This is a genomic window from Pueribacillus theae (assembly GCF_003097615.1).
GTDB lineage: Bacteria > Bacillota > Bacilli > Bacillales > UBA6769 > Pueribacillus > Pueribacillus theae.
In genome coordinates this window covers 1-24,048 of the sequence record NZ_QCZG01000043.1, presented here as the reverse complement: position 1 = coordinate 24,048, position 24,048 = coordinate 1, and the positions used below count along the sequence as shown (strand labels likewise).

27 protein-coding genes are annotated in these 24,048 nt (G+C 40.6%); 8 read left to right on the top strand and 19 right to left on the bottom strand.

The window, feature by feature from the left end; genetic code table 11:
- Positions 1–392: 392 nt before the first annotated feature.
- The 12 genes from DCC39_RS15820 to DCC39_RS15765 form a co-directional block, all read right to left on the bottom strand.
- The gene (locus DCC39_RS15820) at positions 393–716 is read right to left on the bottom strand and encodes a DUF3870 domain-containing protein (protein ID WP_116555872.1); all 324 of its coding nucleotides are present in this window, start codon (positions 714–716) and stop codon (positions 393–395) included.
- Positions 717–888: 172 nt separating this feature from the next.
- A complete protein-coding gene (locus DCC39_RS15815) occupies positions 889–2,022 on the bottom strand; it encodes a muconate cycloisomerase family protein (RefSeq protein WP_240613674.1) in 1,134 nt (377 codons plus the stop codon).
- The gene (locus DCC39_RS15810; protein ID WP_116555871.1) at positions 2,023–2,676 is read right to left on the bottom strand and encodes a 3-oxoacid CoA-transferase subunit B; all 654 of its coding nucleotides are present in this window, start codon (positions 2,674–2,676) and stop codon (positions 2,023–2,025) included.
- Complete coding sequence (locus tag DCC39_RS15805; RefSeq protein WP_116555870.1) at positions 2,673–3,359, bottom strand: CoA transferase subunit A; 687 nt, start codon at positions 3,357–3,359, stop codon at positions 2,673–2,675. Before DCC39_RS15805 ends, DCC39_RS15810 begins: the two co-directional genes overlap by 4 nt.
- A 41-nt stretch (positions 3,360–3,400) precedes the next feature.
- On the bottom strand, positions 3,401–4,123 hold the full coding sequence (locus DCC39_RS15800) for a carboxymuconolactone decarboxylase family protein (RefSeq protein ID WP_116555869.1): 723 nt from the start codon (positions 4,121–4,123) through the stop codon (positions 3,401–3,403).
- Complete coding sequence (locus DCC39_RS15795) at positions 4,116–4,964, bottom strand: alpha/beta fold hydrolase (RefSeq protein WP_116555868.1); 849 nt, start codon at positions 4,962–4,964, stop codon at positions 4,116–4,118. Before DCC39_RS15795 ends, DCC39_RS15800 begins: the two co-directional genes overlap by 8 nt.
- A gap of 550 nt (positions 4,965–5,514) precedes the next feature.
- Positions 5,515–5,712 (bottom strand): sensor histidine kinase, encoded by a 198-nt coding sequence (locus DCC39_RS15790; RefSeq protein ID WP_116555867.1) that lies wholly within the window; start codon positions 5,710–5,712, stop codon positions 5,515–5,517.
- A gap of 10 nt (positions 5,713–5,722) precedes the next feature.
- Positions 5,723–6,022: a sensor histidine kinase family protein gene (locus DCC39_RS15785; protein ID WP_116555866.1), complete on the bottom strand. Its 300-nt coding sequence runs from the start codon at positions 6,020–6,022 to the stop codon at positions 5,723–5,725.
- A 153-nt stretch (positions 6,023–6,175) separates the two neighbouring features.
- Entirely contained in the window at positions 6,176–7,798 is a 1,623-nt protein-coding gene (locus DCC39_RS15780) for a long-chain fatty acid--CoA ligase (RefSeq protein WP_116555865.1), read from the bottom strand.
- Positions 7,799–8,006: 208 nt separating this feature from the next.
- A complete protein-coding gene (locus DCC39_RS15775) occupies positions 8,007–9,308 on the bottom strand; it encodes a CitMHS family transporter (RefSeq protein WP_116555864.1) in 1,302 nt (433 codons plus the stop codon).
- Positions 9,309–9,618: 310 nt separating this feature from the next.
- Positions 9,619–9,924, bottom strand: a complete 306-nt coding sequence (locus tag DCC39_RS15770; RefSeq protein WP_116555863.1) for a DUF4387 domain-containing protein — start codon at positions 9,922–9,924, stop codon at positions 9,619–9,621.
- Positions 9,925–9,943: 19 nt separating this feature from the next.
- A complete protein-coding gene (locus DCC39_RS15765) occupies positions 9,944–11,311 on the bottom strand; it encodes an acyclic terpene utilization AtuA family protein (protein WP_116555862.1) in 1,368 nt (455 codons plus the stop codon).
- Between the two features lie 197 nt (positions 11,312–11,508).
- Between DCC39_RS15765 and DCC39_RS15760 the strand changes: the two genes are divergently transcribed.
- Positions 11,509–12,417, top strand: coding sequence for a LysR family transcriptional regulator (locus tag DCC39_RS15760; protein WP_116555861.1), 909 nt, complete (start codon positions 11,509–11,511; stop codon positions 12,415–12,417).
- Positions 12,418–12,708: 291 nt separating this feature from the next.
- Positions 12,709–13,539: a lipoate--protein ligase family protein gene (locus DCC39_RS15755; protein WP_116555860.1), complete on the top strand. Its 831-nt coding sequence runs from the start codon at positions 12,709–12,711 to the stop codon at positions 13,537–13,539.
- 178 nt (positions 13,540–13,717) lie between these two features.
- Here DCC39_RS15755 and DCC39_RS15750 read toward each other — a convergent pair whose 3' ends face one another.
- The 3 genes from DCC39_RS15750 to DCC39_RS15740 all read right to left on the bottom strand — a co-directional run bounded on the left by DCC39_RS15750 (position 13,718) and on the right by DCC39_RS15740 (position 17,544).
- Positions 13,718–15,040: a CitMHS family transporter gene (locus DCC39_RS15750; RefSeq protein WP_116555859.1), complete on the bottom strand. Its 1,323-nt coding sequence runs from the start codon at positions 15,038–15,040 to the stop codon at positions 13,718–13,720.
- Positions 15,041–15,185: 145 nt separating this feature from the next.
- Positions 15,186–15,899: a response regulator gene (locus DCC39_RS15745; RefSeq protein WP_116555858.1), complete on the bottom strand. Its 714-nt coding sequence runs from the start codon at positions 15,897–15,899 to the stop codon at positions 15,186–15,188.
- Between the two features lies 1 nt (position 15,900).
- Positions 15,901–17,544: a sensor histidine kinase gene (locus tag DCC39_RS15740; protein ID WP_338066569.1), complete on the bottom strand. Its 1,644-nt coding sequence runs from the start codon at positions 17,542–17,544 to the stop codon at positions 15,901–15,903.
- Between the two features lie 412 nt (positions 17,545–17,956).
- Between DCC39_RS15740 and hemQ the strand changes: the two genes are divergently transcribed.
- The 3 genes from hemQ (at position 17,957) to gerQ (ending at position 19,831) form a co-directional block, all read left to right on the top strand.
- A complete protein-coding gene (gene hemQ / locus DCC39_RS15735) occupies positions 17,957–18,721 on the top strand; it encodes a hydrogen peroxide-dependent heme synthase (RefSeq protein WP_116555856.1) in 765 nt (254 codons plus the stop codon).
- A gap of 209 nt (positions 18,722–18,930) precedes the next feature.
- Entirely contained in the window at positions 18,931–19,353 is a 423-nt protein-coding gene (locus tag DCC39_RS15730) for a cell wall hydrolase (protein WP_116555855.1), read from the top strand.
- A 58-nt stretch (positions 19,354–19,411) separates the two neighbouring features.
- Positions 19,412–19,831, top strand: a complete 420-nt coding sequence (gerQ, locus tag DCC39_RS15725; RefSeq protein ID WP_205948531.1) for a spore coat protein GerQ — start codon at positions 19,412–19,414, stop codon at positions 19,829–19,831.
- Between the two features lie 52 nt (positions 19,832–19,883).
- On the opposite strand, the gene DCC39_RS15720 is transcribed toward gerQ, so the two are convergent.
- Entirely contained in the window at positions 19,884–20,255 is a 372-nt protein-coding gene (locus DCC39_RS15720) for a DUF423 domain-containing protein (protein WP_116555853.1), read from the bottom strand.
- A gap of 199 nt (positions 20,256–20,454) precedes the next feature.
- On the opposite strand from DCC39_RS15720, the gene DCC39_RS15715 reads away from it, so the two are divergent.
- Entirely contained in the window at positions 20,455–21,018 is a 564-nt protein-coding gene (locus tag DCC39_RS15715; protein WP_116555852.1) for a beta-class carbonic anhydrase, read from the top strand.
- Positions 21,019–21,046: 28 nt separating this feature from the next.
- Here the strand turns inward: DCC39_RS15715 and DCC39_RS15710 are convergent, their stop codons facing one another.
- The 3 genes from DCC39_RS15710 to DCC39_RS15700 all read right to left on the bottom strand — a co-directional run bounded on the left by DCC39_RS15710 (position 21,047) and on the right by DCC39_RS15700 (position 22,366).
- A complete protein-coding gene (locus tag DCC39_RS15710) occupies positions 21,047–21,301 on the bottom strand; it encodes a hypothetical protein (RefSeq protein WP_116555851.1) in 255 nt (84 codons plus the stop codon).
- Positions 21,302–21,386: 85 nt separating this feature from the next.
- A complete protein-coding gene (locus tag DCC39_RS15705; protein ID WP_116555850.1) occupies positions 21,387–22,109 on the bottom strand; it encodes a YqcI/YcgG family protein in 723 nt (240 codons plus the stop codon).
- Between the two features lie 32 nt (positions 22,110–22,141).
- Positions 22,142–22,366: a hypothetical protein gene (locus tag DCC39_RS15700; protein WP_116555849.1), complete on the bottom strand. Its 225-nt coding sequence runs from the start codon at positions 22,364–22,366 to the stop codon at positions 22,142–22,144.
- Between the two features lie 122 nt (positions 22,367–22,488).
- Here DCC39_RS15700 and rraA point away from each other — a divergent pair, with 122 nt between their 5' ends.
- Positions 22,489–22,971, top strand: coding sequence for a ribonuclease E activity regulator RraA (rraA, locus tag DCC39_RS15695; RefSeq protein ID WP_116555848.1), 483 nt, complete (start codon positions 22,489–22,491; stop codon positions 22,969–22,971).
- 239 nt (positions 22,972–23,210) lie between these two features.
- A complete protein-coding gene (locus tag DCC39_RS15690) occupies positions 23,211–23,978 on the top strand; it encodes a TerC family protein (RefSeq protein ID WP_116555847.1) in 768 nt (255 codons plus the stop codon).
- Positions 23,979–24,048 lie beyond the last annotated feature (70 nt).

The following is a 24,048-nucleotide window of genomic DNA, read 5'->3' as shown; positions in this document are numbered from 1 at the left end:
TCACATATCACCACCAGACCTCAGGTAGTGCTGTTTACTTTGTTTTCATAAATCTTTTGACACTACCTATTGTATATCCCTTAAAGAGCGCTTATATTCTTCCTTCGCTAAAATCTGCACTTATTGTAATTATCCGAATTATAATAAAAAAAGGCCTCTTAAAAAGGTGATACCATACCAACATTTGTGGCATCACAACTTTTCAAAAGGCCAGTCATTTATTAAGGTAGATTAAAAAAGGGTTATTTTTTAATCGTTAATAAACAGGCTTTCAGTTTTTATTTGTAAGCGCTATCTTGCTATAATTATATTATACATCAATTATCTCTGCAACATTATTTTTTAAAAATATCTGCGTTATATTTGCTTGTTTGCCTCATCTCCAGCTATTATTATTTTTCTTGTAAAAAATTATCATGATATTTTTGATGAGCGACTTTTAGCGCAACAATTAGTGCCCCTTGAGATTGGATCAAAAAATCCTGTTCAATCCCTTTAAGCAGTGGGCTGATATCCTTGCTGAAATCCACCCCAATAACCATTCGCTTTAGATAGTCTTTTGTTAAAGCTGTGATAAAAGTAGCGTCTGCATTCACTACAATATGATTTTGTTTATGAATTTCAAGCATTACTCCAATTTGTTTATTGTTTTCATACATTACTGTATTTTGCGGTGCTTTTGCGTATGCAGAAATAAATACTGTTGCCATTCTCATTATTGAACACCCTTTCATGAGGAAAGATATGATAATTTCTTATTTTAACAGGTAAGATTCGAATAAAGAAATCGTCTCATCTCCGATTTCCCCTAATCCGACTTTTGGCCTCTGACCTCTAGAAAGACGTGAAGCGTTTTCTTTATCAAAACCCTCGATAATAATTGAAATTTTAGCTTAAGTTATAGGAATACCCTCTTGCGTAATGCTTTACCTTATCTAAATCGATTTCCATGCCAAAGCCTGGTCCGTCTGGAATAATAATTTCAAAGTTTTCAAATTGGAGGTCATTCACGGTAATACTATCCTTGAATAACATCGGACCAAAGATTTCTGTACCGAATTCTAACTCAGGAATCGTTGCATAAACAGATGCACAGGCAGCCGTCCCGAGACTGGATTCAATCATTGTTCCGCCATATAAGCCAAATCCTGAACTTTCCGCTATTGCTGCCACCTTTTTCGTTTCCATTAATCCGCCGTGCTTGCACGGTTTAAGGGCGATGCAATTCCCATAACGATGTTTAATAATTTGGAATACATCATGAACTGAATTTGCTGATTCATCTGCCATAATCGGTAATTTAAACCGTTCCGTTAAGCGTGCCATTCCTTCATTATCCCAAGTTGGCAACGGCTGTTCAACCATTGAAACACCACCATCCTGCAGGACTTCAATACAGTAATTTGCCGTTGTTTCATCCCAAGCCTGGTTCACGTCAACAGTCACTCGGGCCTGATCGCCGACTGCAGCAATGATTTTTAAAACATGGTCAATATTTTTATGTGGATCGCCTTTACCAATTTTCAATTTAAAAATTTTGTGGCGTTTTTTTTGTAACATTTCTTTTGCTTCCTCAATATCCTTTCCTGTATCTCCGCTGGCCAATGTCCATGCCAGCGGCAGGGAATCATGTATTTTTCCTCCTAACAGCTCATACGCAGGGATATTTTTACTTTTTGCTACTAGATCGATCATCGCCTCTTCGACAACCGCTTTTGCAAAATGATTCCCTCTTACTGCCTTCGAAATCTCAAACATGATTTTTGAAAAATGAGTCGGGTCCTTGCCGATTAAAAGTGGTGTAATATATTTGTCAATATTAGCCTTGATCGCTTCCGGGGTGCCTTCTCCATATGAGGCGCCGCCAATTGTGGCCACCTCTGACCAACCTTCAAGACCAGCTTCGTTTGTAATGCGGGCCACTACGATCGATTGCGCTGTGATCGTGTGCATCGCTAACTGATGCGGTCGGACCGTTGGAATATCTAATATATAAATATCAACTGAACGTATGTTCATCATTCATTCATCTCCTAGCTGCTCGATAAAATCTGCTTCTGTTTTGGCGCGAACCTCTTCAATTGTGACACCTGGCATTAATTCAACCAGCCTTAATGATTTGTCAACCACTTTGAATACAGCTAATTCCGTAATAATCATATCTACACTTCTTGTCGATGTGATTGGATAAGTGCATTCTTTTAACATTTTGCTGCTTCCATCCTTATTTGTATGGGTCATAACGACAATGACTTTTTTTGCTCCGATTAGAAGGTCCATTGCTCCTCCAACACCCATAATATTTTTTCCAGGAACGGCCCAGTTTGCGATGACACCGGTTTGGTCTACCTGTAGAACCCCTAGAATTGCCACATCGATATGACCGCCACGGATCATTGCAAATGAATCGGCACTATTGAAATAGGATGCTCCAACTGCTTCTCCAACCGGTAATTTCCCTGCATTGACGAGATTCGGGTCGATGTCTTTTTCGTCGACGCCAGTTACACCTAGAAGCCCATTTTCAGTGTGTAAAAAAACGTTTTCATCGTGGATATATTCTGCAACAAGTGTTGGAATTCCGATTCCCAAATTAACTGTGCATGGGTCTGTTAATTCTTTTGCAGCGCGTTTCGCTATCATATGCTGAATGGCCTTTTTATCTAATATCTTCATTTTTGTACAACCCCTTCCTTTGTCAATACTTGCTGTGCTTCAACAATATAATCAACATATAAATGAGGTGTAACAATTTCCTCTGGTGAAAGCTCGCCTGGTTGAACGATCTCATCTATTTCGACAATAACGATATCAGAAGCTGTAGCCATGACAGGATTGAAATTTTGAGCCGTTTTGTAATAAACAAGATTGCCGAAAGTATCCGCTTTATGCGCTCTGATTAAGGCAACATTTGCAGTAAGCGCAGGTTCAAAAACATAATTAACCCCATTGATTTCGCGCTCTTCTTTCCCTTCAGCAAGCTGCGTACCAACACCAGTTTTTGTATAATAACCGCCGATTCCAGCGCCGCCTGCACGCATGGACTCAGCCAATGTCCCCTGCGGAAGCAATTGCAGCTCAATTTCTCCATTTTGATATTTATCACCGACATCGCGGTTACTTGTAAAATAAGACCCGATCCCTTTTTTGATTTTATTTTGATTTAATAGAATTCCTAATCCTTTACCGGATTCACCGAGGTTATTACTGATGATTGTTAAATCCTTTACATCTTTCTTAGTTAAACCATCTATTAAAGTTAGCGGCGCGCCAATTAACCCGAAGCCACCAACCATGATTGTATCGCCATTTTTGATACAAGATAAAGCTTCTTGAACATTAGATTTTATCTTTGACATACGATGATCCTCCTTGTTCCGCCGGGATTATCCGGGTTAATTTATTGCTCTACCCCACGCAGGGAATCACTTAGTTCAAACCATGCAGGAATGCCTGCTGTTAAAATACAAACGAACCCTAAATCTGCCAAGTCCGCTTCTGAAACGCCAACCTTTCTTGCTTTTTCAATCCATGGCACTGCATCCCTACCCCTCAGTTCAACAATGTAATTTCCGATCATTGTTAAATGCTTTAAGCGTGTAGAAACTTTTCCGTCAGAAAGGATTTTATCTTCAATTGCCTGCTGATTGCCTAATTTGACCAATTCCAATGTCTCTACTATAAAACTTGAATCCTCATCGCCCATCCATTTGACAATTGTTTCAATTACATCTTTGACCGTTTCTGGTTCTTTTGCTTGCTTGCCAACTTCTACTCCTTTTAGCTGAAGCGCGTAGGCGAATGCCTCTAATGACGTTTTCAGTGACGCCGTACCGTTGTACAGATAAGCAACGAGAAAATATTCCGCTAATTCAGGAATTGTTAGGCCGTTATCAATCGCACCTTTCGTATGATACACCATGCTACGCGCGTAAAGACGAGCCGCGTTCATGCTCGCAACTAGCACATCTTTTTCCTTGCGGGACAGCATCGCATGACTAAAAGCTTCCCCCCTGATGTCTGTATAGGTATCGAGCATCCGCGGGCTATGATCATGCATTTTTTGTACCCAACCAGGCACTGTATCATAAACTTCTTTAAAGTAAGCTAGGCCTTTACTCATCTTCTTTTACCACCTTTTTTAAAAATGACTCAATATTTCTGTTGATATCGTCCCGGTTTTCAAATACCATAGTGTAATGATTAGAATCTGAGATAACCGTTTCAATGTTTTTCATGTTTGCTTGTGTTTCTTCGTAATCACTTAGGTAAAATAATGGTGGCATTTTGCCGATATCACCTTTTGCGTAAACGAGGAGCACTGGACAGTCTATTTTTGAACAAATTTCTTGTGGGTCAAATAGGTAAAAGCTCTGGAAATCTGCTAATATTTTAGCCTCGGTTGATTTGTTTTCCCAATGTTGTTCAACTTGTCTGACTTCATATTCAACAGTCTCCTGCAGCGTTTCATTCCAGGTGATCCCCAAATTGCTGTAGATTTCCTTGATTTCTTCTACATAATGTTCCCTTGATTGGTATTTCTTGCTCAGCCGCCCTAAAGATGGCTTAACAATCGCTTGCTGATGATCAGACATCTTTGCCGCCCCATCTAGGAGAATGACTGCTTTTACGGAATCTAGCTTGCTGGCAACAATTGATGAAATAAATGCACCCATTGAGTGTCCTAATAAAATCGGATTCTCAATGTTTAGCTCTTTAATTAGGCCTAGGATGTCTTCAGCATGTTTAAAAATCGATGGCTTTGGATCAGTTTCCGCACTATTACCGCGCCCACGAAGGTCAACAGCGATAAAGCGGAATTCCCCTTTAAATCTTTCAGCATAATAATGCATAATTTTATGCGTTCCTGTTAGGCCATGAATCGCAATGATCGCGCTCTTCTCCCCAGGATAATCCGCAATCTGAATTTCGTTGCCATTAATAGTTTTCTTATATAGTTCCATCTTTTTAGCACCTCTTTTTTGGAATAGCTGTTTTGAAAAGTAAAATAAGAAAAACACTTCACTTCATACTAGAGATTAGAGGCCAGAAGTCGGATTAGAGGAAATCGGAGATCAGACGATTTCTTTATTCGAATCTCAGCTCTCTATAAGTTTCTGGTAAAAACTTCTTATCCTAATAAAAAAGGCCTTTTAAAGATGGCAGCTTTCATTTGCGAACAAATGAAATCCCTCATCTTTAAAAGGCCATTACGTTTACTAGGGTTAATTAAAAATGGTAAAATTTTTAATCGTTAATAAACAGGCGATTTATTGTATGCGTTTTCCTTATCATAAAACATTTTTAAAATAATTTCAATCGTTTTATTCTTGAGTTTCCGTAAACGTAAAAAATCAATGTAAAAAGTATGCAACATAGATCTAATTCCTGACTTTTGCAGTTGAAATGAATAAAAAACAGCCTTGAAACCTCATGATTGCTGATTCTTTGGCTGTTTTTGTTTGTCAGAAAGTTGTAGTGTAAATCACCCCTTTTTGACCGCCCCTAAAGTAGTTATTTTTGAATATAAGGCAATCGGACTATCATAGATGTTCCCTGTCCTAGTTTACTTTTCACCTCAATTGTTCCATCATAAGCAGTAATGATTTGATGAACAACCGCCATACCAAGCCCGGTTCCCTCTGATGGCGCTTCTGTAGAGGTTCCCCGATAATAGCGGTCAAATAAATGGCTAGCTGTATATTCGTCCATGCCTTTACCGTTATCCTCTATTTCTACTTCCGTTTATGCGTTTTTTCGTGCCCATTGGATTATGCACTATCGCATTAACGATTAAATTAGTAAACGCCCTTTTAAGTAACTGCATATCCCCCTTCATATAGACAGGTCCATCGCTTTCTATTATTTCAAAAACGTTATCTTTATTTGAAGGCATATTGGTTGCTTCTGCCACCACTCTGCGGAGTAATTCAACTAACTCTATCTGTTGAGAAGTGCGTTTGATATCTAACGATTGATCCATCCGAAAGGCTATTCCAAGATCATTGATAAGCTCTTCCATATGCGTCGATTTAGGTCATTAATTCTTTAGGAACTTCTGCAACCCATTCTTGATACAGTTTAAGCCTCTTCAAGTGAAAATTAATACGCTCCCATCCTGAAGCGGATATATGATGCAACAAGTCCTCATTAGGAAATATAAAAATACTGGAATTTATTCATTTTCTACAGAACGGCCTTTTAACTGTTCGCGTAGTTCACGTTTTAAAAATTTACCGACGGACGTTTTTGGAATTTCATCAATAAAGATGACATCGTCTGGAATCCACCATTTTGCAAATTGAGGGGCAATAAATTCTAGAATAACGTCTTTTGTAACTTTTCCTTTGAATCCTTCCTTAAGTACAACCGCCGCGACAGGTCGTTCTTGCCAACGTTGATGTGGAACGGCAATCACCGCTGCTTCAAACACAGCTTCATGTCCTATAATCGCATTTTCTAAATCAACAGATGAAATCCATTCACCACCACTTTTAATGAGGTCTTTTGTTCGATCAACGAGTTTAATAAATCCTTCCCCGTCAATTGTCGCAATATCACCTGTGTGAAGCCACCCGTCCTTAATCGCCTCCGCTGTTTTTTCCGGCTCTTTATAATAATGGTCTGTAATCCATGGTCCCCGAAGTAGAAGTTCGCCCATTTCCTTTCCATCGTGGGCGACTGCACCGTTTTCGTTAATAATTTTCGCCTCGACACCAGGTGCAACAAGACCCTGTTTCGCAAGATATTCAAGCCTTTCCTCATATGGTAAATTTTGTTGATAACTTTTTAATCGTGATACGGTTACTAACGGGCTTGTTTCCGTCATGCCGTACGCTTGAAGAAATGGAATGTTATGTTTTTCTTCGTATAAACGGATGAGGCTTTTCGGTGCCGCCGAACCACCGCAAATGACTCTCGTTAAGCTCGACATGTCGTAATTTCCAGTTTCAATTTCTTGTAATAATCCGAGCCAAATTGTTGGTACACCTGCTGTCATCGTTACTTTTTCTGATTCGATGAGCTCAGCTAAAATTTTCGGTGTAAAATTTGATCCAGGCAACACTAGTGTCGCCCCAAACCATACGGCGGAAAACGGCATACCCCAAGCATTTACGTGAAACATCGGTACGACTGGCATCGCAACATCAGATTCTGACAGGGCAAGTGTATCCACTAAACCAACAGTCATGCTATGCAAAACGATGCTTCGATGGGTATAGAGAACACCTTTCGGATTCCCTGTCGTTGCAGATGTATAACACATCCCTGCTGGTTCATTTTCATCAAGGTTTTCGGGAAATTGAAAGCTTGAGTCACCTTCTGCGATAAGCGTTTCATAGTGATACACCGATTCAAGTCTAGTCTCTGGTAATTCCTTCTCATCTGTTAAAATGACAAACGCTTCTACTGAAGGAATATAGTCTTTAATTTGTTCAACGAGCGATACTAAGCCTTCATCAATAAGCAAGACTTTATCTTCCGCGTTGTTGATAATATACGTCAAATGTTCAGCGGACAGACGAATGTTAATCGTATGCAACACAGCACCCATACTCGGAATTGCAAAATAAGATTCCAGGTGGCGGTGGTCATTCCAAGCAAGTGTTCCAACTTTATCTCCTCGTTTCACCCCAAGCTTGTTTAGTATACTTGACAAGCTCCTTACCCGTTTACCAAAATCAGCGTACGTTAAGCGGATTTTCCCAGATGTTGTTCTTGAGATGATTTGCTTTTTTGAAAAATATTTTTCTGCACGTTCGAGCATTTGAATTATTGTTAACGATGTGTTCATCATAGGCTAAGTATTCTCCTTTTGCTAAATTTAACACAAGATAGCTAAATCAATATCTTCCACTTATACGATCTAAATCCTATTAATTTCAAAAAAATCCGAAATCTATCAGAACTTTAGAACATCGAACCTCGGAACAATGAAACACAACCCATTTCTTACCGTACCTACAAGCTATTGGTTCTTAATATGCCAGCTAAGAAACAATTTGTTAAATCACCCCAAAGAGTAGTGCCGCAAGTATCATTACTACAGATGTTGCGCATGCCCACTTCAAGATAAAACGTAAGTGGTCATTAAATTCAACTCCGACCATACCTGTTAGTAAATATACAGCCCCCAGCAGTGGACTTAGTACATGAATGGGTTGCCCTAGTAAAGAGGCTCGAGCAATTTCCACTGGATCAATTCCATAAGAAATCCCTGTTTTCGCAAGAACTGGTAAAATCCCAAAGTAAAAAGCATCATTTGATAAAAAGAAAGTAAATGGGCCACTTAAAACAGCCACGGCTAAAGTTAGATACGACGCCAGGGAATCAGGAACAAAAGATACAAAAGTTGTCGCCATTGCGTCTGCCATTTTAGTGCCGGATAAAATTCCAGTAAAAATTCCTGCAGCGAAAATCAATGAAACAACAATAAGTACATTACTTGCATGATTAGAAATAACCGTTTTCTGATCTTTTATTCTCGGATAATTGAATATTAGGGCTATTGTGGTAGCTATCATAAAAAGAATAGGAAGCGGCAACATCCCCGTTAGAAGTACTACCATAAGAATGGAAGTCACAATTAAATTCACCCATACCAATCGCGGTCGCTTCAGTAGAGATTTTTCTAATGCGACAGCATGTTCATCTGGGGTACTTTGTATTACATCAAGCTGTGAAAGATCTATGGTGCCTAATCTTTTTTGTTCCTTTTTTCCAAGAACATAGGCAGTAAAGAAAAACCATAGTAGACCAACGAGTAATACAGGGATTAAGGGTAAAAATACTTGGTTCATATCGACTTTTAAGGCAGCTACAGCTCTTGAAGTCGGACCACCCCAAGGCACCAAGTTAAGAATACCTATACCTAATATAATTAGTCCCGATAAAATAAGAGGATTCATTTTTAGTTGGCGATATAAGGGTAACATTGCTGAAACAACAATCATAATTAGGCTGGTTCCATCCCCGTCTAATGCTACAAACGCAATTAAAATAGCTGTACCAATAACAATTTTCAGAGGATCTCCTTTTACGGTTTTCAATATAAAGGAGACTAATGGGTCAAAAAGTCCGGCATCTATCATAATTCCAAAATATAAAATTGCAAACGTTAACATAACTGCCGTCGGTGCTACCTGTGTTACTCCATCCATCATCATTTCACTAATTTGAGAACCAAATCCCCCAATAAGAGCATATATAATCGGGATTGTTATTAAAGCAACAAGAGTTGAAACTCGTTTTGTCATAATCAAAATGATAAACGTTACTACCATTAGAATACCTAGCGTAGTGAGCATGTATATTCCCCCTTAAGTTGTAAATGATAACGATTTCAGTAGTTTTCATTATCATTTTATATTTTGTAAAAAAAACCTAGAAAAATTAGGTGAATATCGACAATCCCGTTTGTAGTAAAGTAAAATAGGTCTCCCGTTGTTGACTGTAGAGAGGTAGATTTAATAAGTATCAACATTGAGTAGAGAGCATGATAGGCTGGTTAGAAGTCCAGCCCCTTGCATTTTATCTACTAACCTCTATACCATGCGTATACAAAACACAGAGAAGAATCATTTTTGATTAGTGCTCTAAAAGGAATTTCATATAAGATTAAACGATAACATCAAGCAACTGTACGTATTGCTGACCGGAATGCATATCCTTTTCAAACTTGTGACCTTGTGGAACGGAGCGCGGAAAAGAAATTTTTATGACATGTAATTTCTCAATATAAAAGATTTTCACAGATTCCTCTACTACATGGTAAATATTTGAAATTAACCTTCTATTCAGATTAATTGAGTTTTTCAGTCTTCTGAAGGTTTCTTCTGTTTCACAAAATATATCGATCGTCACCCAAAATGGTCCGGCGTTCTTAGAACGCACATACTTGGCTAATTGCCCTAGTTTCGTCATGAGGTTCATCTCCTATTTTTTATACTTTAGTTCTTGAATCGACATATTCAATTTGAATGAGCTCCAATGGGTCGTCCACCTCAACAACATGGTTTAATTTAAACTCATAAACCTGCCCTCTCTCAATTTCTGCGGGTGAAAAAGGAAAGGCGAAGGTGGGCAGCTGTTCATTTGAATCTACAGGAAAATGAAGAAGCATCGGATTGAATACTTTTGCAACTTTCGTCGCCAATTCCTGTGTCGTTGCATTGACAACCAAGAGAACTCCAATTTCATTTGGAGTATAACCTTCTCGAACAGCCCCTTCAGAAACCGCATTCCAGCCATAGGGCTTAAGTGCGAAGGAGAAATCATCTTTGGGTAACCCTAACTTTTCAAGTTTCATGGAAACATCATGACTCAGATTATTAATCCAAACCATGGGGTTTTCCATTATTCGTTTGTCCTGGATACCTACCATACTGATGGTTTGAAAACCTACAGGAGCTGAACCCTCAAGTTTCAGGGTGTACTTCTGAGCGTGTTCAAACTTCGAACCAGTCACCTTTACTTTCCTATCATCGACCTGGATATAAGTTGAGCTTGTTGTGTCCAAAGTACCCGATGGCTCCTTTAATCGGTAGGGATCCGCATTTTCATAGAGCATATGGGCAGATACAGAATAGATCGTACATTGGCTGTCATCACCGGTCGGTTCGATGGTAAAGCTGTCTTCATCAAAGGTGAGGAACACACCACCTCCCGTTGGATTCGTTGTGCACAACGGCCCACATTCTGCTATCTTTGCTCCATGCCAAGCTAACGCAGTATTACACCCTTTCATCAATGGCATTGCAGCCATAATAGCTGTATCTGTAGCGCGTCCGCACAATACAACATCTACCCCCGCTTCTAACGCGGCAATAAACGGCTCTGCTCCTGCAAGAGCAACGATATGGCTACATTGGCCAAATACCTCGGCGGTAATTTCTGGTGCAGCTTCCAAAGGGATAATTTTATTCTCATTGAATTTTTTTTTCAATACTTCAACCTTTTGCTCAGTGTAAATTTTGGCGATTTTTACATGGAGATTCTCTTCTCTACAAATTTCAAGGCAAATTTCCTCCAGTTCATCCACGCTACCATCCACACCACAAGTGCCAGCCGTACCAATTGCAATAGGTATAGATAGTTTTTTTCCGCCCATCATCATGAGTCTTAGATCTTCCTTTACTGCTTCCCTAGCGTATTTTCCCTTTCCAGTTCCTAGAAAGTAGGGACCCGAATCGGTAGAGCCTGCGTCACAACAAATGATATCTGGTCTCAGTTCAATCCCTCTGTCAAAGGCCTCTTTTGTAATCCCGATTCCTAATGCTCCATAGGGAACAAACACTTTGCAACTCTTCATTGCCTAAACCCCTTCTTTCCAATTGAAAAATATTAAAATAGTATAATTTTTTTCTTAAATAAGAATATCACAGAATTAAATATTTAAATAATATATATAATTTATAAAAAATATAGTTTATAATTATATTTACCATTTTCTTAATATAGTATTTGCATGTTAAATTAAATGCATAAACGGTTGGATTGGAGGAAGCTATGGATATTAAGGATTATCGATATATTTTGGAGGTAATTAAACAAGGGAGCATTTCAAAAGCGGCTAAAGCTCTCTACATTTCACAACCCTCGTTGAGCATGTTTATAAAGAAGTTAGAAAAACAAGTTGGCGACAAATTTTTCCATAAGACAGATGGTGTCATGCATCTCACTACCACTGGAAAGGTTTATATGGAATATGCCCAAAAGATAACCACACTCGATAATGAATTGCATATGGAATTAAGGAAAATTAAGGATCTTAATCGAGGTGAAGTGACTTTTGGGATTACGAAGACTAGAGGTAGCTTATTATTACATGAAATTCTTCCTAATTTTATAAAGCAATATCCCAATATTAGGGTAAAAATTATTGAAGACACTTCTGATTATTTAGAGGAATTTCTATATAATCGGGAGTTAGACTTTGCCATTCTCAATTATCCTTTTGAAACCCACGAATTTGATTACACGATATTACGTGAAGAGGAAGTTGTAGTAACGATCCCAAAAACAAATGGTATATGTAAAAAGGCAAAAGATGTTCCAGGTCTAGCATACAAATGGATAGATATACTCGAATTGAGGGAACAGCCATTCATACTTCTAAAAAAAGGGCAACGCATGCGTCAAGCAGCTGATAGCTTATTTACAGAAGCTAAAATCAAGCCCAATGTGATTTGGGAAACTACCAGCGCTGTTACTGCATATAATTTGTCTACGGTAGGCATGGGGCTATCCTTTGTATTAGACACTTATTGTAAAACAATTGCAGACCCTAAGATTAATTACTTTTCCGTAGGCAGACCGCAGATTCTTTTTAAAATGGTCGCAGCTTATCCATCTGCCTCCCTTCTTTCAGAGGCATCAAAGGCACTCATTCGGATTGTCAAGAATTGTATTTTATAGTAGGAACTTGTTATATTTGGGAGTACTGAAACCTGCTCCTCTTTGTACATCAATACTAAGAAAAAAACGATGACACGTCTTTCTTAGGAGGTCGGAAGCCGGACTGGTTTAAATTTGCGAAAGAGCACGGCGACTACATTGAAATACACCTTGATGCCCTGCACCGAGAAAGCCTGCTTCAGAGCATGGCTAGCAAGAAGCAGGTGCAAATTTAAACCTTCCTATCTCTTAAAATAAACATGCTATAATATTTCATAGCATCCTGAAAACATAATAGGAGATAAATAAACGATGAATGAAGACACGATTCTTTTTCAACCCGTTTGGCGAGTCATCGAAAACTCAACCTATGCCCCTCGCGGCCACGCTTTGTCGTCTTTTGCCGTTGATGACGTGCTCTGTGAAGCAGTTGGAAAGGGCGAATCTCCGTCTGTTGCAAGAAAATGGATTCATGAGAAAACGATTGTACTCGGCATTCAGGATGGGCGGCTTCCTTTTTTACGTGATGGGATTGACTTTCTGAAATCGAACGGCTGGCAAGTGATTGTTCGAAATTCAGGCGGGCTTGCCGTCGTGCTTGATGAAGGGATTTTTAATCTTTCTCTTATTTTAAATGAAAAACAGCACGGACTAACGATTGAAAAAGGCTACGAAACGATGGTTTATTTGCTTAGACAAATGCTTTCCCCTTTTGGAATCGATTTTGAAACAGGTGAAATTGTTGGCTCCTACTGTCCGGGAAGCTATGACCTAAGTATTGATGGTAAAAAATTCGCGGGCATCTCACAAAGGCGCATTAGGGGCGGCGCAACCATTCAAGTCTACCTTTGTACAAGTGGAAGTGGGGCGAAGCGAGCGGAATTAATTAAAACGTTTTATGAAATTGCCGGAAAAGGAGCTCCTGAACGAAGGCCTCCAATCCTACCTGAAACGATGGCTTCACTTCGTGAGCTTTCATCTAAGTTTGCTCATTGTAACTTAAACGAACGGCTTATCGATGTATTGAGCAACCATGGAAAAGTGATGGGTTCAGACCTTAATGAGTGTGAAGCGTCACTTTTTAGGAAGTACTATAAAAATGTGCAATCAAGGAACGAAAAAGCTTTGGAATTACAGCAATAAAACAAAGAAATTGGATTTACAGCAAGACATGATTTGTTTATTTTTGGATTGAATGGGCTTTTTCAAGTCGAAGTCCAAGGCAAGGATTTCGATCAAAAGTGTAAGGCACCCTTTCCGTGGTTGAAAAGGATGCCTTTTTTATAAGCTTGGCAAAAGCCTTCGTTTGCTAATGTAAAGATTAAATATGAATAACGCCAATCATGGTAGAAATAACCAACAGGACAAGGCTGATGCCCCATAGCCAAAATATGCTGTAGCGAATATGCTTGCCCATTTCCAAGTTCGCTAGGCCGAGTGCCATCCAGAGCGCAGGTGAAAAAGGACTGATGAACGTGCCAACAATATTTCCGACAATCATGGAGTAGGCCATCGATAAAGAACCAATGCCAAAGCCGCTGCCGATATGCTCTGCGACAGGAAGCAATGCGAAATAATAAGCATCCGTACTCAAGAGCAATTCAAATGGCATACCTAGTACACCGAGCACTAAATGCAAATAAGGGCCAATAAAACCAGGCATGATTTTGACCGTATTTTCAGCGATGGCATCCAGCATGCCTGTACCGGATAAGATACCCAAAAAAGAACCGGCAGCCAAAATAATCGATGCCATGGTCAGTGCATTCGGGGCATGCGCCCTGATTCTAGCTGTCTGATCTTTGATTTTTGGATAGTTCAGCGGCAGTGCGATACATAATCCAATCATGAAGGCGAAACCGGCCGGAATAATTCCCCAAACGAGCACACCAATAACAGCAATCGTGAGGATAACATTGAGCCACAGCATCTTCGGACGTGCCAGCTGATGCTTTTCACTAGTCTCGTCCTTCGCCCCTTCAAGAATATCCGCCACAGCCGCTTTTGCATCAACAACACCATATTTTCGCTCAATACGCTTCCTTTCCCTAAGCCCGAGGAAAACAGCCAGGACAAGCATCAACACCATGCCGATGATTTGTACCGGGATGAGCGGGCGCCATAATTCCGTTACATCCATTTTCAAAACAGATGCTGTTCTGCCAAGCGGTCCTGCCCACGGTACCATGTTCATCACACTGGCACTTCCGCCAACGAGCAACAACAGCAAATACGGATTCATCCGCAAACGCTGATATAGCGGCAGCAATGCTGGAATCGTAATCAGGAATGTGGAAGCTCCAGAACCGTCCAAGTGTGCGACTGCCGCAATTATAACACTGGCAACACTAACAGTGACGACATTTCCCTTCGACCATGTAATCATTTTGGTAATCAACGGATCGAACAACCCTACATCCTGCATCAATCCGAAATACAAAATAGCGAAGATAAACATGACAACGACATTGATGACGTCTCCAATGCCATCATTGAAAAAGCCGCCAATCTCCCCGAATCCAAATCCAGCTGCAAAAGCCCCGATAATTGGAATCAGAACCAACGGAATCATCGGTGTGAGCTTTCCGCTTAATAACAGAGCGACAATAATAAGAATCGTAATAAATCCAATCAAACTTAACATCTTTCTTCCTCCTCCGTGCTACAATGAACGCGTTTGCAAATACAAACAACCTGATGCTTTTCATCTTTTTAGTTATATGTAACATAAATCGGAAATCGGAAGAAACCTTCTCGCCATAATGAATGTATTCCCTATTCTTTTCATTTTATTCATAAGTGCCACGGAGCATATATTGCCGTTCCGGCCTGCCGACTGTCCCGTATTTCAAGCTCGGCTGGAGCATTTTGGTTGATACCAAATATTCCAAGTACCTGCGTGCTGTTGTATGCCCAATGCCAGTTTGTCTGCTTAATTCCATTGCTGTGATTCCTAGTTTTGTTTGACGTACTAATAACATGACTTCATGCAATGTAATCGGGTCAATTCCTTTGGGCAAGTCTGCTTTTTTCGCAGCAGCCGGCTGTTCATCTTCGAATTGCGTGCCAATCAAGTAGTCAATCTCTTTCTGGTGAACCGTTTTTCTCCCAGCAAGGAAAGCCCGTTTTTCCTGGAAGGATAAAAGCGATTGCTTCAGTCGGTTCGCATCGACAGGTTTGATAATATAATCAAACACCCCGCCGAAAATAGCGTTTTGTACCGTATCAGCTTCAGTTGCTGCCGTTACTGCAATCAAGCTAATGGTATGGTATTGCTGGCGTATATACCAAAATAAATCAAGGCCAACCACATCCGGGATATAAATATCCAGCAAAACCAGATCAGGCAATTGCCCGCATTCCTGCAAAAACGCCTTCGTTTCTTTTGCAGTCCGGGCTTCCTTGATGACTGTAAATCCGTCCACCTCTTCCACAAATTGCCGATGGATCGCTGATATACGAAAATCATCTTCAATAATCATCACTGTAATGGGATATGCCATTTTACTCCCCTTCTTTCGGTATAGTCATGATAAAACAGGCTCCGCCTAAATCACTCTGCTCTAACGTGATCTCCCCTCCGGCCTCATGTAAAAGATGCCGTACCAAAGCTAGGCCCGTACCTCGATGTTCCCCCCGTTTTGTGGAGAATCCTTGCTGAAAGATAAATTGCACGTTTTCCTCTTCTATTCCGGGGCCGCTGTCACCTACTTCCACCAATACATCGTCTCCCACGTCTGTAAAAAAGATTTCCAGCTTTCTTTCAGCTTCATTGGGCAGATGTTTTACAGCTTCCATGGCATTATCCAACAGATTGCCAATCCCTGTCAGAAGTGCCTGCTGTTTTTTGCCGGACAAGACCGTTTGCAATTGACTTTCTGGATGGATCGCCATATGTATATCCAACTCGTTCGCTTCATTCATTTTCGCCTGCAGCAAGCCGGATACAAGCGGATCACGGACGTTTTTTAATAGGAACTGTGTCCATGCCTGCTGAATGTCTTGCTCCTGCTTAATAAAAGAAATAGCTTCTTCATATTGCCTCAATTGTAAAAGGCCCAATACAATGGATAATTTATTGGAAAACTCATGTGTCTGGGCACGCTGGGCATTGGCATACTGCCTCACTTGCTTTAATTCATTCGTAATGGCTTCCATTTCCTGTTTTTTGCGCAGGGTAGCAACTCCCCCGATAATCTCACCATCGTCCATGATTGGTACCTGGTTGACAAAAACAATGCTATCGCCAACGATCATTTCCTGGTTCATTATGGTTTTTATTTGTGCAAACAGGTTTGTATGCGGAAGTACTTCGTTGATGGGTAGGCCAATAAAGGATTGCTGTTTATCCTGAAGGCTTTTCAGCATGTCTCGTGCAGCTCGATTGATCATCGTGATTTTCCCAGCTGCATCAACAGAAATGATGCCTTCCTGTGTCGATTGTAAAATGGCTTCTTTTTGGTGCAGCAAATAAGAAATTTCTTCCGGTTCCATATCGGAGAGCAGCTTTTTTAGAAAATGAGCGATTAGCACTGCACCAAAAATGCCAAGGCAGATAATCAAGACCATCGTTACCCAGATCAGCTTGCTTTGATTTTTAACAATCGCACTGACATTTTCATTTAAAAATCCAACGGAAACAACACCGATTGGCTGACCGTTTTTATCCAGCACAGGGGTTTTTCCACGGATCGACAGTCCCAAGGATCCAACATTTTTTGTTACATATGATTTTCCTTCTTTGAGTGCCGGTTCATTGTCTCCACCTACCATCTTCTTACCGATTCTGTCTGGATAAGGATGGGAATATCGAATCCCTTCTTTATTTCCTACAACGATAAACTGAGCGCCAGTTTTTTTGCGGATGGGTTCCACCAGCTTCTGTATAACAGCTGCGGGATCGTCCAGTTCAAAAGCACTTTGAAGCTCTGGCATGTCTGCAACTGTTTTGGCAAGATCAAGCGCCCTTTTCCCTACCTGATCTTCGATCATTCCAGAAACAAAATGGTGCAAAAACAGGGAAAAGATGATGAATATACCGACAATCAATACACTGATCGCCGCAATCAGCTTCATTTTTAAATTGAAGGTGATACGCTTTTGATACGGTTTGTTTTTGTTTTTCTGTTGAATGGATGTATGGTCCATCAGCATTTCCCCTTCTGACAACTGGTTATTAGCGAACCTTATCGGGCTTTTACTGGCAGTTTTCCCCCACCTTTGCTTCTTTGGATTCTTCTAGCTTAGAGGTTGGGATCTGTTGCCAGTTAATGCGGGATAAATATCCTGTCCTATATTTTAATTTTTTTCAAGAACATTGTCCAAGAAACACGAATGGGATGCCTATGACATTAGAGGTGAGAGGGTGGATTGGTTTAAATTGGCCAATTTATACTTCTTATTTTTTGTAAAAGGCTATTTGATGAATGACTTTAAAACTCATCAATTCACACATTGTTCCGTACCTGTTCACTTCTTCATTTACTTTCCATGAATTGACTGTGGTATAGTGAAGGTGGTAATCACTATGCAAGTGTAGTCTTTTAAGGAGGTAGAACAGATGAGTGAAGCAGTACAAACAAATGAAGCAGCACAAACTTTAGATGGGTGGTATTGCCTCCATGATTTTCGAAGAATGGACTGGCCATCCTGGAAATTGTTGTCAAGTGACGAGAGAGAAAAAGCGATAAGCGAATTCCTCGGCTTTTTAGAAAAATGGGATGTTGTGAAACACAATCGTGAAGGTGACTACGCCCTGTATTCCATTGTCGGGCAAAAAGCCGATTTTATGATGATGTTGTTGCGCCCAACTATGCAAGAGTTAAATGAAATTGAGAATGCTTTTAATAAAACGACTTTCGCAGATTATACTATTCCCACATATTCCTATGTTTCTGTTGTGGAATTGAGCAATTACATGCCTCAAAAAGACGTTGACCCAGAGACAGATCCATACATCCAGTCACGCTTAAAGCCTGAACTGCCGCAATGGGACCATGTTTGTTTTTACCCGATGGACAAGCGCCGTGAAAATGACAGTAACTGGTACATGCTCTCAATGGAAGAGAGACGTAAATTAATGTACAGCCATGGCATGATTGGAAGAAAATACTCTGGTAAAGTCAAGCAAATCATTAGCGGCTCGGTCGGTTTTGATAATTGGGAATGGGGTGTTACCCTTTTCGCCCATGACGTACTTCAATTTAAAAAAATTATTTATGAAATGCGTTTCGACGAAGCGAGCGCCCGCTACGCAGAGTTTGGTGAATTTTTTGTCGGAAACATTCTTAAAAAAGAAAATCTGGCTAAGTTTTTAGCTGTTTAACAAGAAAGCTTCCTCTTCACTTTTGTGATTGAGGAGGCTTTTTTATATTCTCTTTCCTAAAAGCCTTCCACTTTTTTTAGTTTGGTGTCACTTTTTTTAATTCTGGGCATAAGCTGTTTAGGCAAACATCTTTTAAATCATAACAGGGATGCGTCTCTTTACGGATGTTAAAATATTTTAATCTTACATGAAAGAATGAGGTGGAGAACTTGGCTGTCGTCGCCCACAATGAAAATGATGTGGCTTTGCTTGCAAGGCTGATGAGGGCAGAGGCGGAAGGTGAGGGTAATCTCGGCATGCTTATGGTGGGCAATGTAGGTGTTAATCGTGTGCTGGCTGATTGCCTAGATTTCAAAGATATTCGCTCGATTCAGCGAATGGTTTTCCAATCGCCAGGCGGATTTGAAGCGACACAAAAGAGCTATTTTTACCAAAGGGCCAGAGAGCAGGATAAGCGCCTTGCAAGGCAGGTGATCCAAGGCGCGCGTTTCCATCCGGCAACAAATTCACTATGGTTTTTTGAACCGAGCGGAAATTGCCCGGCACAATGGTTTAATCAATGGAATACAGGACGGTATAAATCACACTGCTTCTTCAGTCCTTCCCAGTCGGCTTGTCCGAGTGTTTATTAAAGAAAAACGCTGACGCGTTTTTACTTTAGAGGTTAATTTTTAAGAGAGGATGATCTTTATGCAAGGAAACTGGAATCAAATGTATGGTCAATATCCTTATTATGGACAGCAATATCAAGGATACACTCCATATCCACAGCAGCCGGCCGGGGGTCAAATAACGACGCCGCCTGACGCGGAGACCCCGGCAGGGATGCCTGCCCAACTTCCTGTGCAGCAATCGTATATTGAAAATATTTTGCGGTTAAACCGCGGAAAGGTCGCAACAGTCTATTGTACATTTGAAAACAACGAAAAATGGAATGCGAGAGTATTTAAAGGCATTGTCCTGGCGGCCGGCAGGGACCATGTTATTTTGAAAGATCCTCAATCACCTAGAAGATACATTATATTAATGATCTATGTTGACTTTATTACATTTGATGAGGAGATCGAATACAGTTATCCTTACGGCTTAGATACACAGACGCCGAGATAACAACAAACAAAAAGCCCATGGTTTTCAACTTTGAAATCATGGGCTTTATCCACTATAAAACTTTCACCGCTGCAAACACAACAAGAAGCCAAGCCACCAAAAACGCCACACCGCCAAATGGAGTGATTGCCCCAAGTATGCTGACATTCGACATGCTTAGTGCATAAAGACTGCCTGAAAATAAAATAATTCCTATGAACATCAGCCAGCCTGCCCAATGAATCGTTCCACCCGGCCCAAGGCGTTCATATAGAAGTGCAATCAATACAAGCCCCAACGCATGATACATATGATACTGCACACCTGTTTTATAGACGTCAAGCATTTTTTCCGTAAGCTTCCCCTCTAATCCGTGAGCCCCAAATGCACCAAGAGCTACAGCAAGAAAAGCATTTATTGCCCCTAGAATTAAAAATACCTTCATTTTAATCCCTCATTTACAAAATGATTTTCAAACCTATTTAAAAAGATAACAGAAAAACGCGTGAATTTCATGTATAATAAAAAAAACGCTGGCGCGTTCTTTCTGAAGTCAGAGGCCAGAAGCCAGATTGGCCTAAGTTTGCGAAAGTGGCAAATTTAGTACTTTCTCATTTTTTTAAAAAGAAAGGGAGGAAAGAGAAATGACAATGCTTGACCAAATTTTAGAATTCAACCGCTCATTTGTGAAAAACAAAGAGTACGAAAAATTTGAAACGACAAAATTCCCGAATAAAAAGCTCGTAATTTTGTCATGTATGGATACGAGGCTCGTTGAACTATTGCCAAATGCAATGAATGTAAAAAATGGCGACGTAAAAATTATAAAAAACGCCGGAGCCATCGTTTCCCATCCGTTTGGAAGCATCATGCGCAGCATCCTTGTCGCCATCTATGAACTGAATGCCCAGGAAGTATGTGTCGTCGGCCATTACGACTGCGGGATGCAAGGCCTCAATTCAAGTAAAGTGCTTGAAAAAGCAATTGCCCGCGGGGCTTCTGAAGAATTGCTCACAACGCTTAATTACTCTGGGATTGATTTGGATTCATGGCTGAAAGGGTTTGAAAAGGTCGAAGACGGTGTCCGGACAAGCGTAGACATGATCAAACAGCACCCTCTTCTTCCGAAAGACATCGCTGTCCATGGCTTAATTATCGATCCGGAAACCGGAAGGCTTGACAAGATCGTCGATGGATACGAAAAATAAGAAATCCGCTTTACGGATTTCTTATTAGCTAGAAATCAAAGATGGAACCGCTGCTCGCATCATCACTAACAACCCGTTGCGTTGCGGGCAATGGTGATGACTGCTTCTTTTTTAAGGAATGCCCTTCTTCCGAATGTTCCCCCAATGCTTTCAGCAATAAATCACAATACGCACGTACTGTGTACAACTCCTTTACAGCCAATTGATTAGGGATTTCATGCTTTAGTCCTTCAAGCTTATTAACCGCTTCATCAATAATGATTGACGCTGAAATTTCTTTCATTGAATATGCTCCTCCTGCCTGTATTAAACTTGCCGCTGGCAGTTCTCGTCTTATAATCATATCATAACTTCATTATAGGTTATTTTCAGAGATGCAATGGACACTTCCCCTTAATCGGTTCAATATCATCTCCGATAAAAAATTGTTTCCATTCGTTGTGTGATGGATCGCCGTAATGGCTTATGTCAGGATGTTTCGGCAGCTTGTCCCATTTTTGCACACGCTCACGCACTCGTTCACGCGACATGATTCCGCCTTTCTGTGTCCCTTCCAGCCCCTCAAAGATCATGCGCGGCTGGATTCCAAGGATAAGGCTGTTTCCAAGATTTCTTGTTTTTCTCTGTTTGTATGCCGGGCAATTGCCAAACGCGAAAAATGGCTTTCCCGCAAAGCAAAAGTCCCAAAGAAAATGGTCCGGATCTTTCGGAATATCTTCCGGCCATGGATGGGGATCGTGATCATGAAGATATTGCAAGATGCGCCAGAAATACTGGCGATAATAATCAAGCGATTTTTCTTCTTTTTCAGGCTCTACAAAAACAAACAAGCCATGGCGGATAAATGGCGGTTCTTCGAACAGCCCAAGAAAGCTTTCAACAACCTCAGGGAAATGGGACCAATCATTATGAGGCAAATAGGCATATCTTAGCTCCCCTTTATTTTCCGCGCCCATTCCAAAATAACACGGGAACGTCCGATCGGTAACAAGGTTATGAAATGTTTTGTATTCTTCAATCAGCCATTCCGGCACAAGGCTAGGGTTTGTCATATCCTTCTTTTCTAGCAAGTATTGGCTTGTTTTCTGCATTGAATCTTCCTTTCTGTAACAAATGGTACTCCTTATTTACCCTTTTGCTCAAAGAAAAAAACTTCCCTTAAAAAAGGAAGCTTTAACGTAATGGGGCTCTTCGAAATCTCTATATCCTGAAGTGGAGGTCTTGCGGACGGTTGCACCGCGGGTAAAGCAACCTTATTTAACATTAGTAGACATTTCATTTTTCGGACGGAATCGGTAACCTGTTCAAACGCTTCATCATTTCCCTTTTTCGCTCGTTTTATGTCCATTTCTCTTTTTCCCTCCTCTCTTACGATAGTCGATTGGGAAAGCCGTTGGGTTGCAAAAAAAGGGTTTTGGCAGTTTTTGTTGAAATAATGTGAGTTGGAAAAAAAACTAGGAGGGACCAGCTTTGTCACATTTTAAAACAGCTGATTTATGCGACGAACATTCCGATTCGCTGCAAATTTGCACAACTGAATTCCGCTCTTATGGGAAAAAGAAGCAATTTTATGGAAAAATTGAAACCGTGAATGTGTATGAGGATAATGTGCTTGTCCTTGAAGCCATTGAATCAGTTCCTGAAGGCTCTGTGATCGTTGTAAATGGAGGAGGTTCTAAAAGATGCGCCTTGCTTGGCGATCGCCTGGCAGGCATCGCAGCATCAAGAAAGGTTTCAGGGCTGATTATTAATGGCTGTGTAAGAGATTCTGCCGATCTAGCAGACATGGAAACAGGTATTTTTGCATTGGGGACAAACCCGCTCAAAAGCAAAAAGAATGGCACAGGAGAGCGGGGAAGCACCCTTCATTTCGGCGGTGTCGATTGGGCGCCCGGCGATTATGTATACGCAGATGAAGATGGCGTCATCATTTCAAAAAAGCCCCTTCTCTAAAAAAAGTTTCATGGTTAACATTGACGTCTCTCAAAAAGTCATTTATAGTAAAACTATGAATATCGCCCAAAGGGGAGTAGCTTTAACAGCAAAGTCGTCAATCCAGGAGCAATCCTCGGCTTTGTTGGCAACCTTACGTTGTTAGCAAGACCTTTGCCATATGGTAAAGGTCTCTTTCTATGCAAAAATGACCTTTACCGAAAGGCAAAGGTCATTTTTCTATTTAGGGAGGCTTTTACGTGGAGACAAGTTTATTGCTTGAATATTTTTGGGTTTTAATTATTTTAGTTGGTCTAGAAGGGATTTTAGCTGCAGATAATGCGCTTGTCATGGCTGTCATGGTAAAACATTTGCCGAAAAAAAAGAGAAAAAAGGCGCTGTTTTACGGATTAGGCGGAGCTATGATCTTTCGCTTCGCCGCACTATTTATTATTTCTTTCCTTGTTAATATATGGCAGCTTCAGGCAATCGGTGCCGCTTATTTGCTTTTTTTAAGCCTCAATCACCTTGCCCAGAAACACCTTGTAGCGTTTCAAAAAGACAAGCAAAAAAAGGCACTACCGAAAAAAGAGTCTGGCTTCTGGATGACTGTCCTTAAAGTGGAAGTTGCCGATATTGCTTTTGCAATCGATTCAATCCTCGCTGCGTTCGCCATCGCCATTACTTTGCCAAAAACAGACCTCCCTTCAATTGGAGGAATGGACGGAGGACAATTTGCCGTTATCTTTTTAGGTGGATTAATCGGAGTTGTCATCATGCGGTTTGCGGCCACTTTGTTCGTGACGCTATTAAATAAACGCCCGGCGTTAGAAACAGCGGCTTTTCTTATCGTTGGCTGGGTAGGGGTAAAACTCGCAGTCGTAACGCTCTCCCATCCTGCACTTGGCGTATTGCCTGAAGCGTTTCCGCATTCTCTTGCTTGGAAGCTTACTTTCTGGATCGTTCTTGTTATTATCGCTGTGGTTGGCTTCCTTAAAAATCCAAAGAAAGAAATGCTTAAATCTTGATTAAACAGCCTTGAAGAGTAAAAATTCTTCGAGATAATTCCCCCCTAAATTTTGATAAATATGGGATAAT

Coding starts and splice junctions, on each gene's coding strand:
- DCC39_RS15820 (WP_116555872.1), bottom strand. CDS start 716: ATGAGAATGGCAACAGTATTTATTTCTGCATACGCAAAAGCACCGCAA.
- DCC39_RS15815 (WP_240613674.1), bottom strand. CDS start 2,022: ATGATGAACATACGTTCAGTTGATATTTATATATTAGATATTCCAACG.
- DCC39_RS15810 (WP_116555871.1), bottom strand. CDS start 2,676: ATGAAGATATTAGATAAAAAGGCCATTCAGCATATGATAGCGAAACGC.
- DCC39_RS15805 (WP_116555870.1), bottom strand. CDS start 3,359: ATGTCAAAGATAAAATCTAATGTTCAAGAAGCTTTATCTTGTATCAAA.
- DCC39_RS15800 (WP_116555869.1), bottom strand. CDS start 4,123: ATGAGTAAAGGCCTAGCTTACTTTAAAGAAGTTTATGATACAGTGCCT.
- DCC39_RS15795 (WP_116555868.1), bottom strand. CDS start 4,964: ATGGAACTATATAAGAAAACTATTAATGGCAACGAAATTCAGATTGCG.
- DCC39_RS15790 (WP_116555867.1), bottom strand. CDS start 5,712: ATGGACGAATATACAGCTAGCCATTTATTTGACCGCTATTATCGGGGA.
- DCC39_RS15785 (WP_116555866.1), bottom strand. CDS start 6,022: ATGGAAGAGCTTATCAATGATCTTGGAATAGCCTTTCGGATGGATCAA.
- DCC39_RS15780 (WP_116555865.1), bottom strand. CDS start 7,798: ATGATGAACACATCGTTAACAATAATTCAAATGCTCGAACGTGCAGAA.
- DCC39_RS15775 (WP_116555864.1), bottom strand. CDS start 9,308: ATGCTCACTACGCTAGGTATTCTAATGGTAGTAACGTTTATCATTTTG.
- DCC39_RS15770 (WP_116555863.1), bottom strand. CDS start 9,924: ATGACGAAACTAGGGCAATTAGCCAAGTATGTGCGTTCTAAGAACGCC.
- DCC39_RS15765 (WP_116555862.1), bottom strand. CDS start 11,311: ATGAAGAGTTGCAAAGTGTTTGTTCCCTATGGAGCATTAGGAATCGGG.
- DCC39_RS15760 (WP_116555861.1), top strand. CDS start 11,509: ATGGATATTAAGGATTATCGATATATTTTGGAGGTAATTAAACAAGGG.
- DCC39_RS15755 (WP_116555860.1), top strand. CDS start 12,709: ATGAATGAAGACACGATTCTTTTTCAACCCGTTTGGCGAGTCATCGAA.
- DCC39_RS15750 (WP_116555859.1), bottom strand. CDS start 15,040: ATGTTAAGTTTGATTGGATTTATTACGATTCTTATTATTGTCGCTCTG.
- DCC39_RS15745 (WP_116555858.1), bottom strand. CDS start 15,899: ATGGCATATCCCATTACAGTGATGATTATTGAAGATGATTTTCGTATA.
- DCC39_RS15740 (WP_338066569.1), bottom strand. CDS start 17,544: ATGGACCATACATCCATTCAACAGAAAAACAAAAACAAACCGTATCAA.
- hemQ (WP_116555856.1), top strand. CDS start 17,957: ATGAGTGAAGCAGTACAAACAAATGAAGCAGCACAAACTTTAGATGGG.
- gerQ (WP_205948531.1), top strand. CDS start 19,412: ATGCAAGGAAACTGGAATCAAATGTATGGTCAATATCCTTATTATGGA.
- DCC39_RS15720 (WP_116555853.1), bottom strand. CDS start 20,255: ATGAAGGTATTTTTAATTCTAGGGGCAATAAATGCTTTTCTTGCTGTA.
- DCC39_RS15715 (WP_116555852.1), top strand. CDS start 20,455: ATGACAATGCTTGACCAAATTTTAGAATTCAACCGCTCATTTGTGAAA.
- DCC39_RS15710 (WP_116555851.1), bottom strand. CDS start 21,301: ATGAAAGAAATTTCAGCGTCAATCATTATTGATGAAGCGGTTAATAAG.
- DCC39_RS15705 (WP_116555850.1), bottom strand. CDS start 22,109: ATGCAGAAAACAAGCCAATACTTGCTAGAAAAGAAGGATATGACAAAC.
- DCC39_RS15700 (WP_116555849.1), bottom strand. CDS start 22,366: ATGGACATAAAACGAGCGAAAAAGGGAAATGATGAAGCGTTTGAACAG.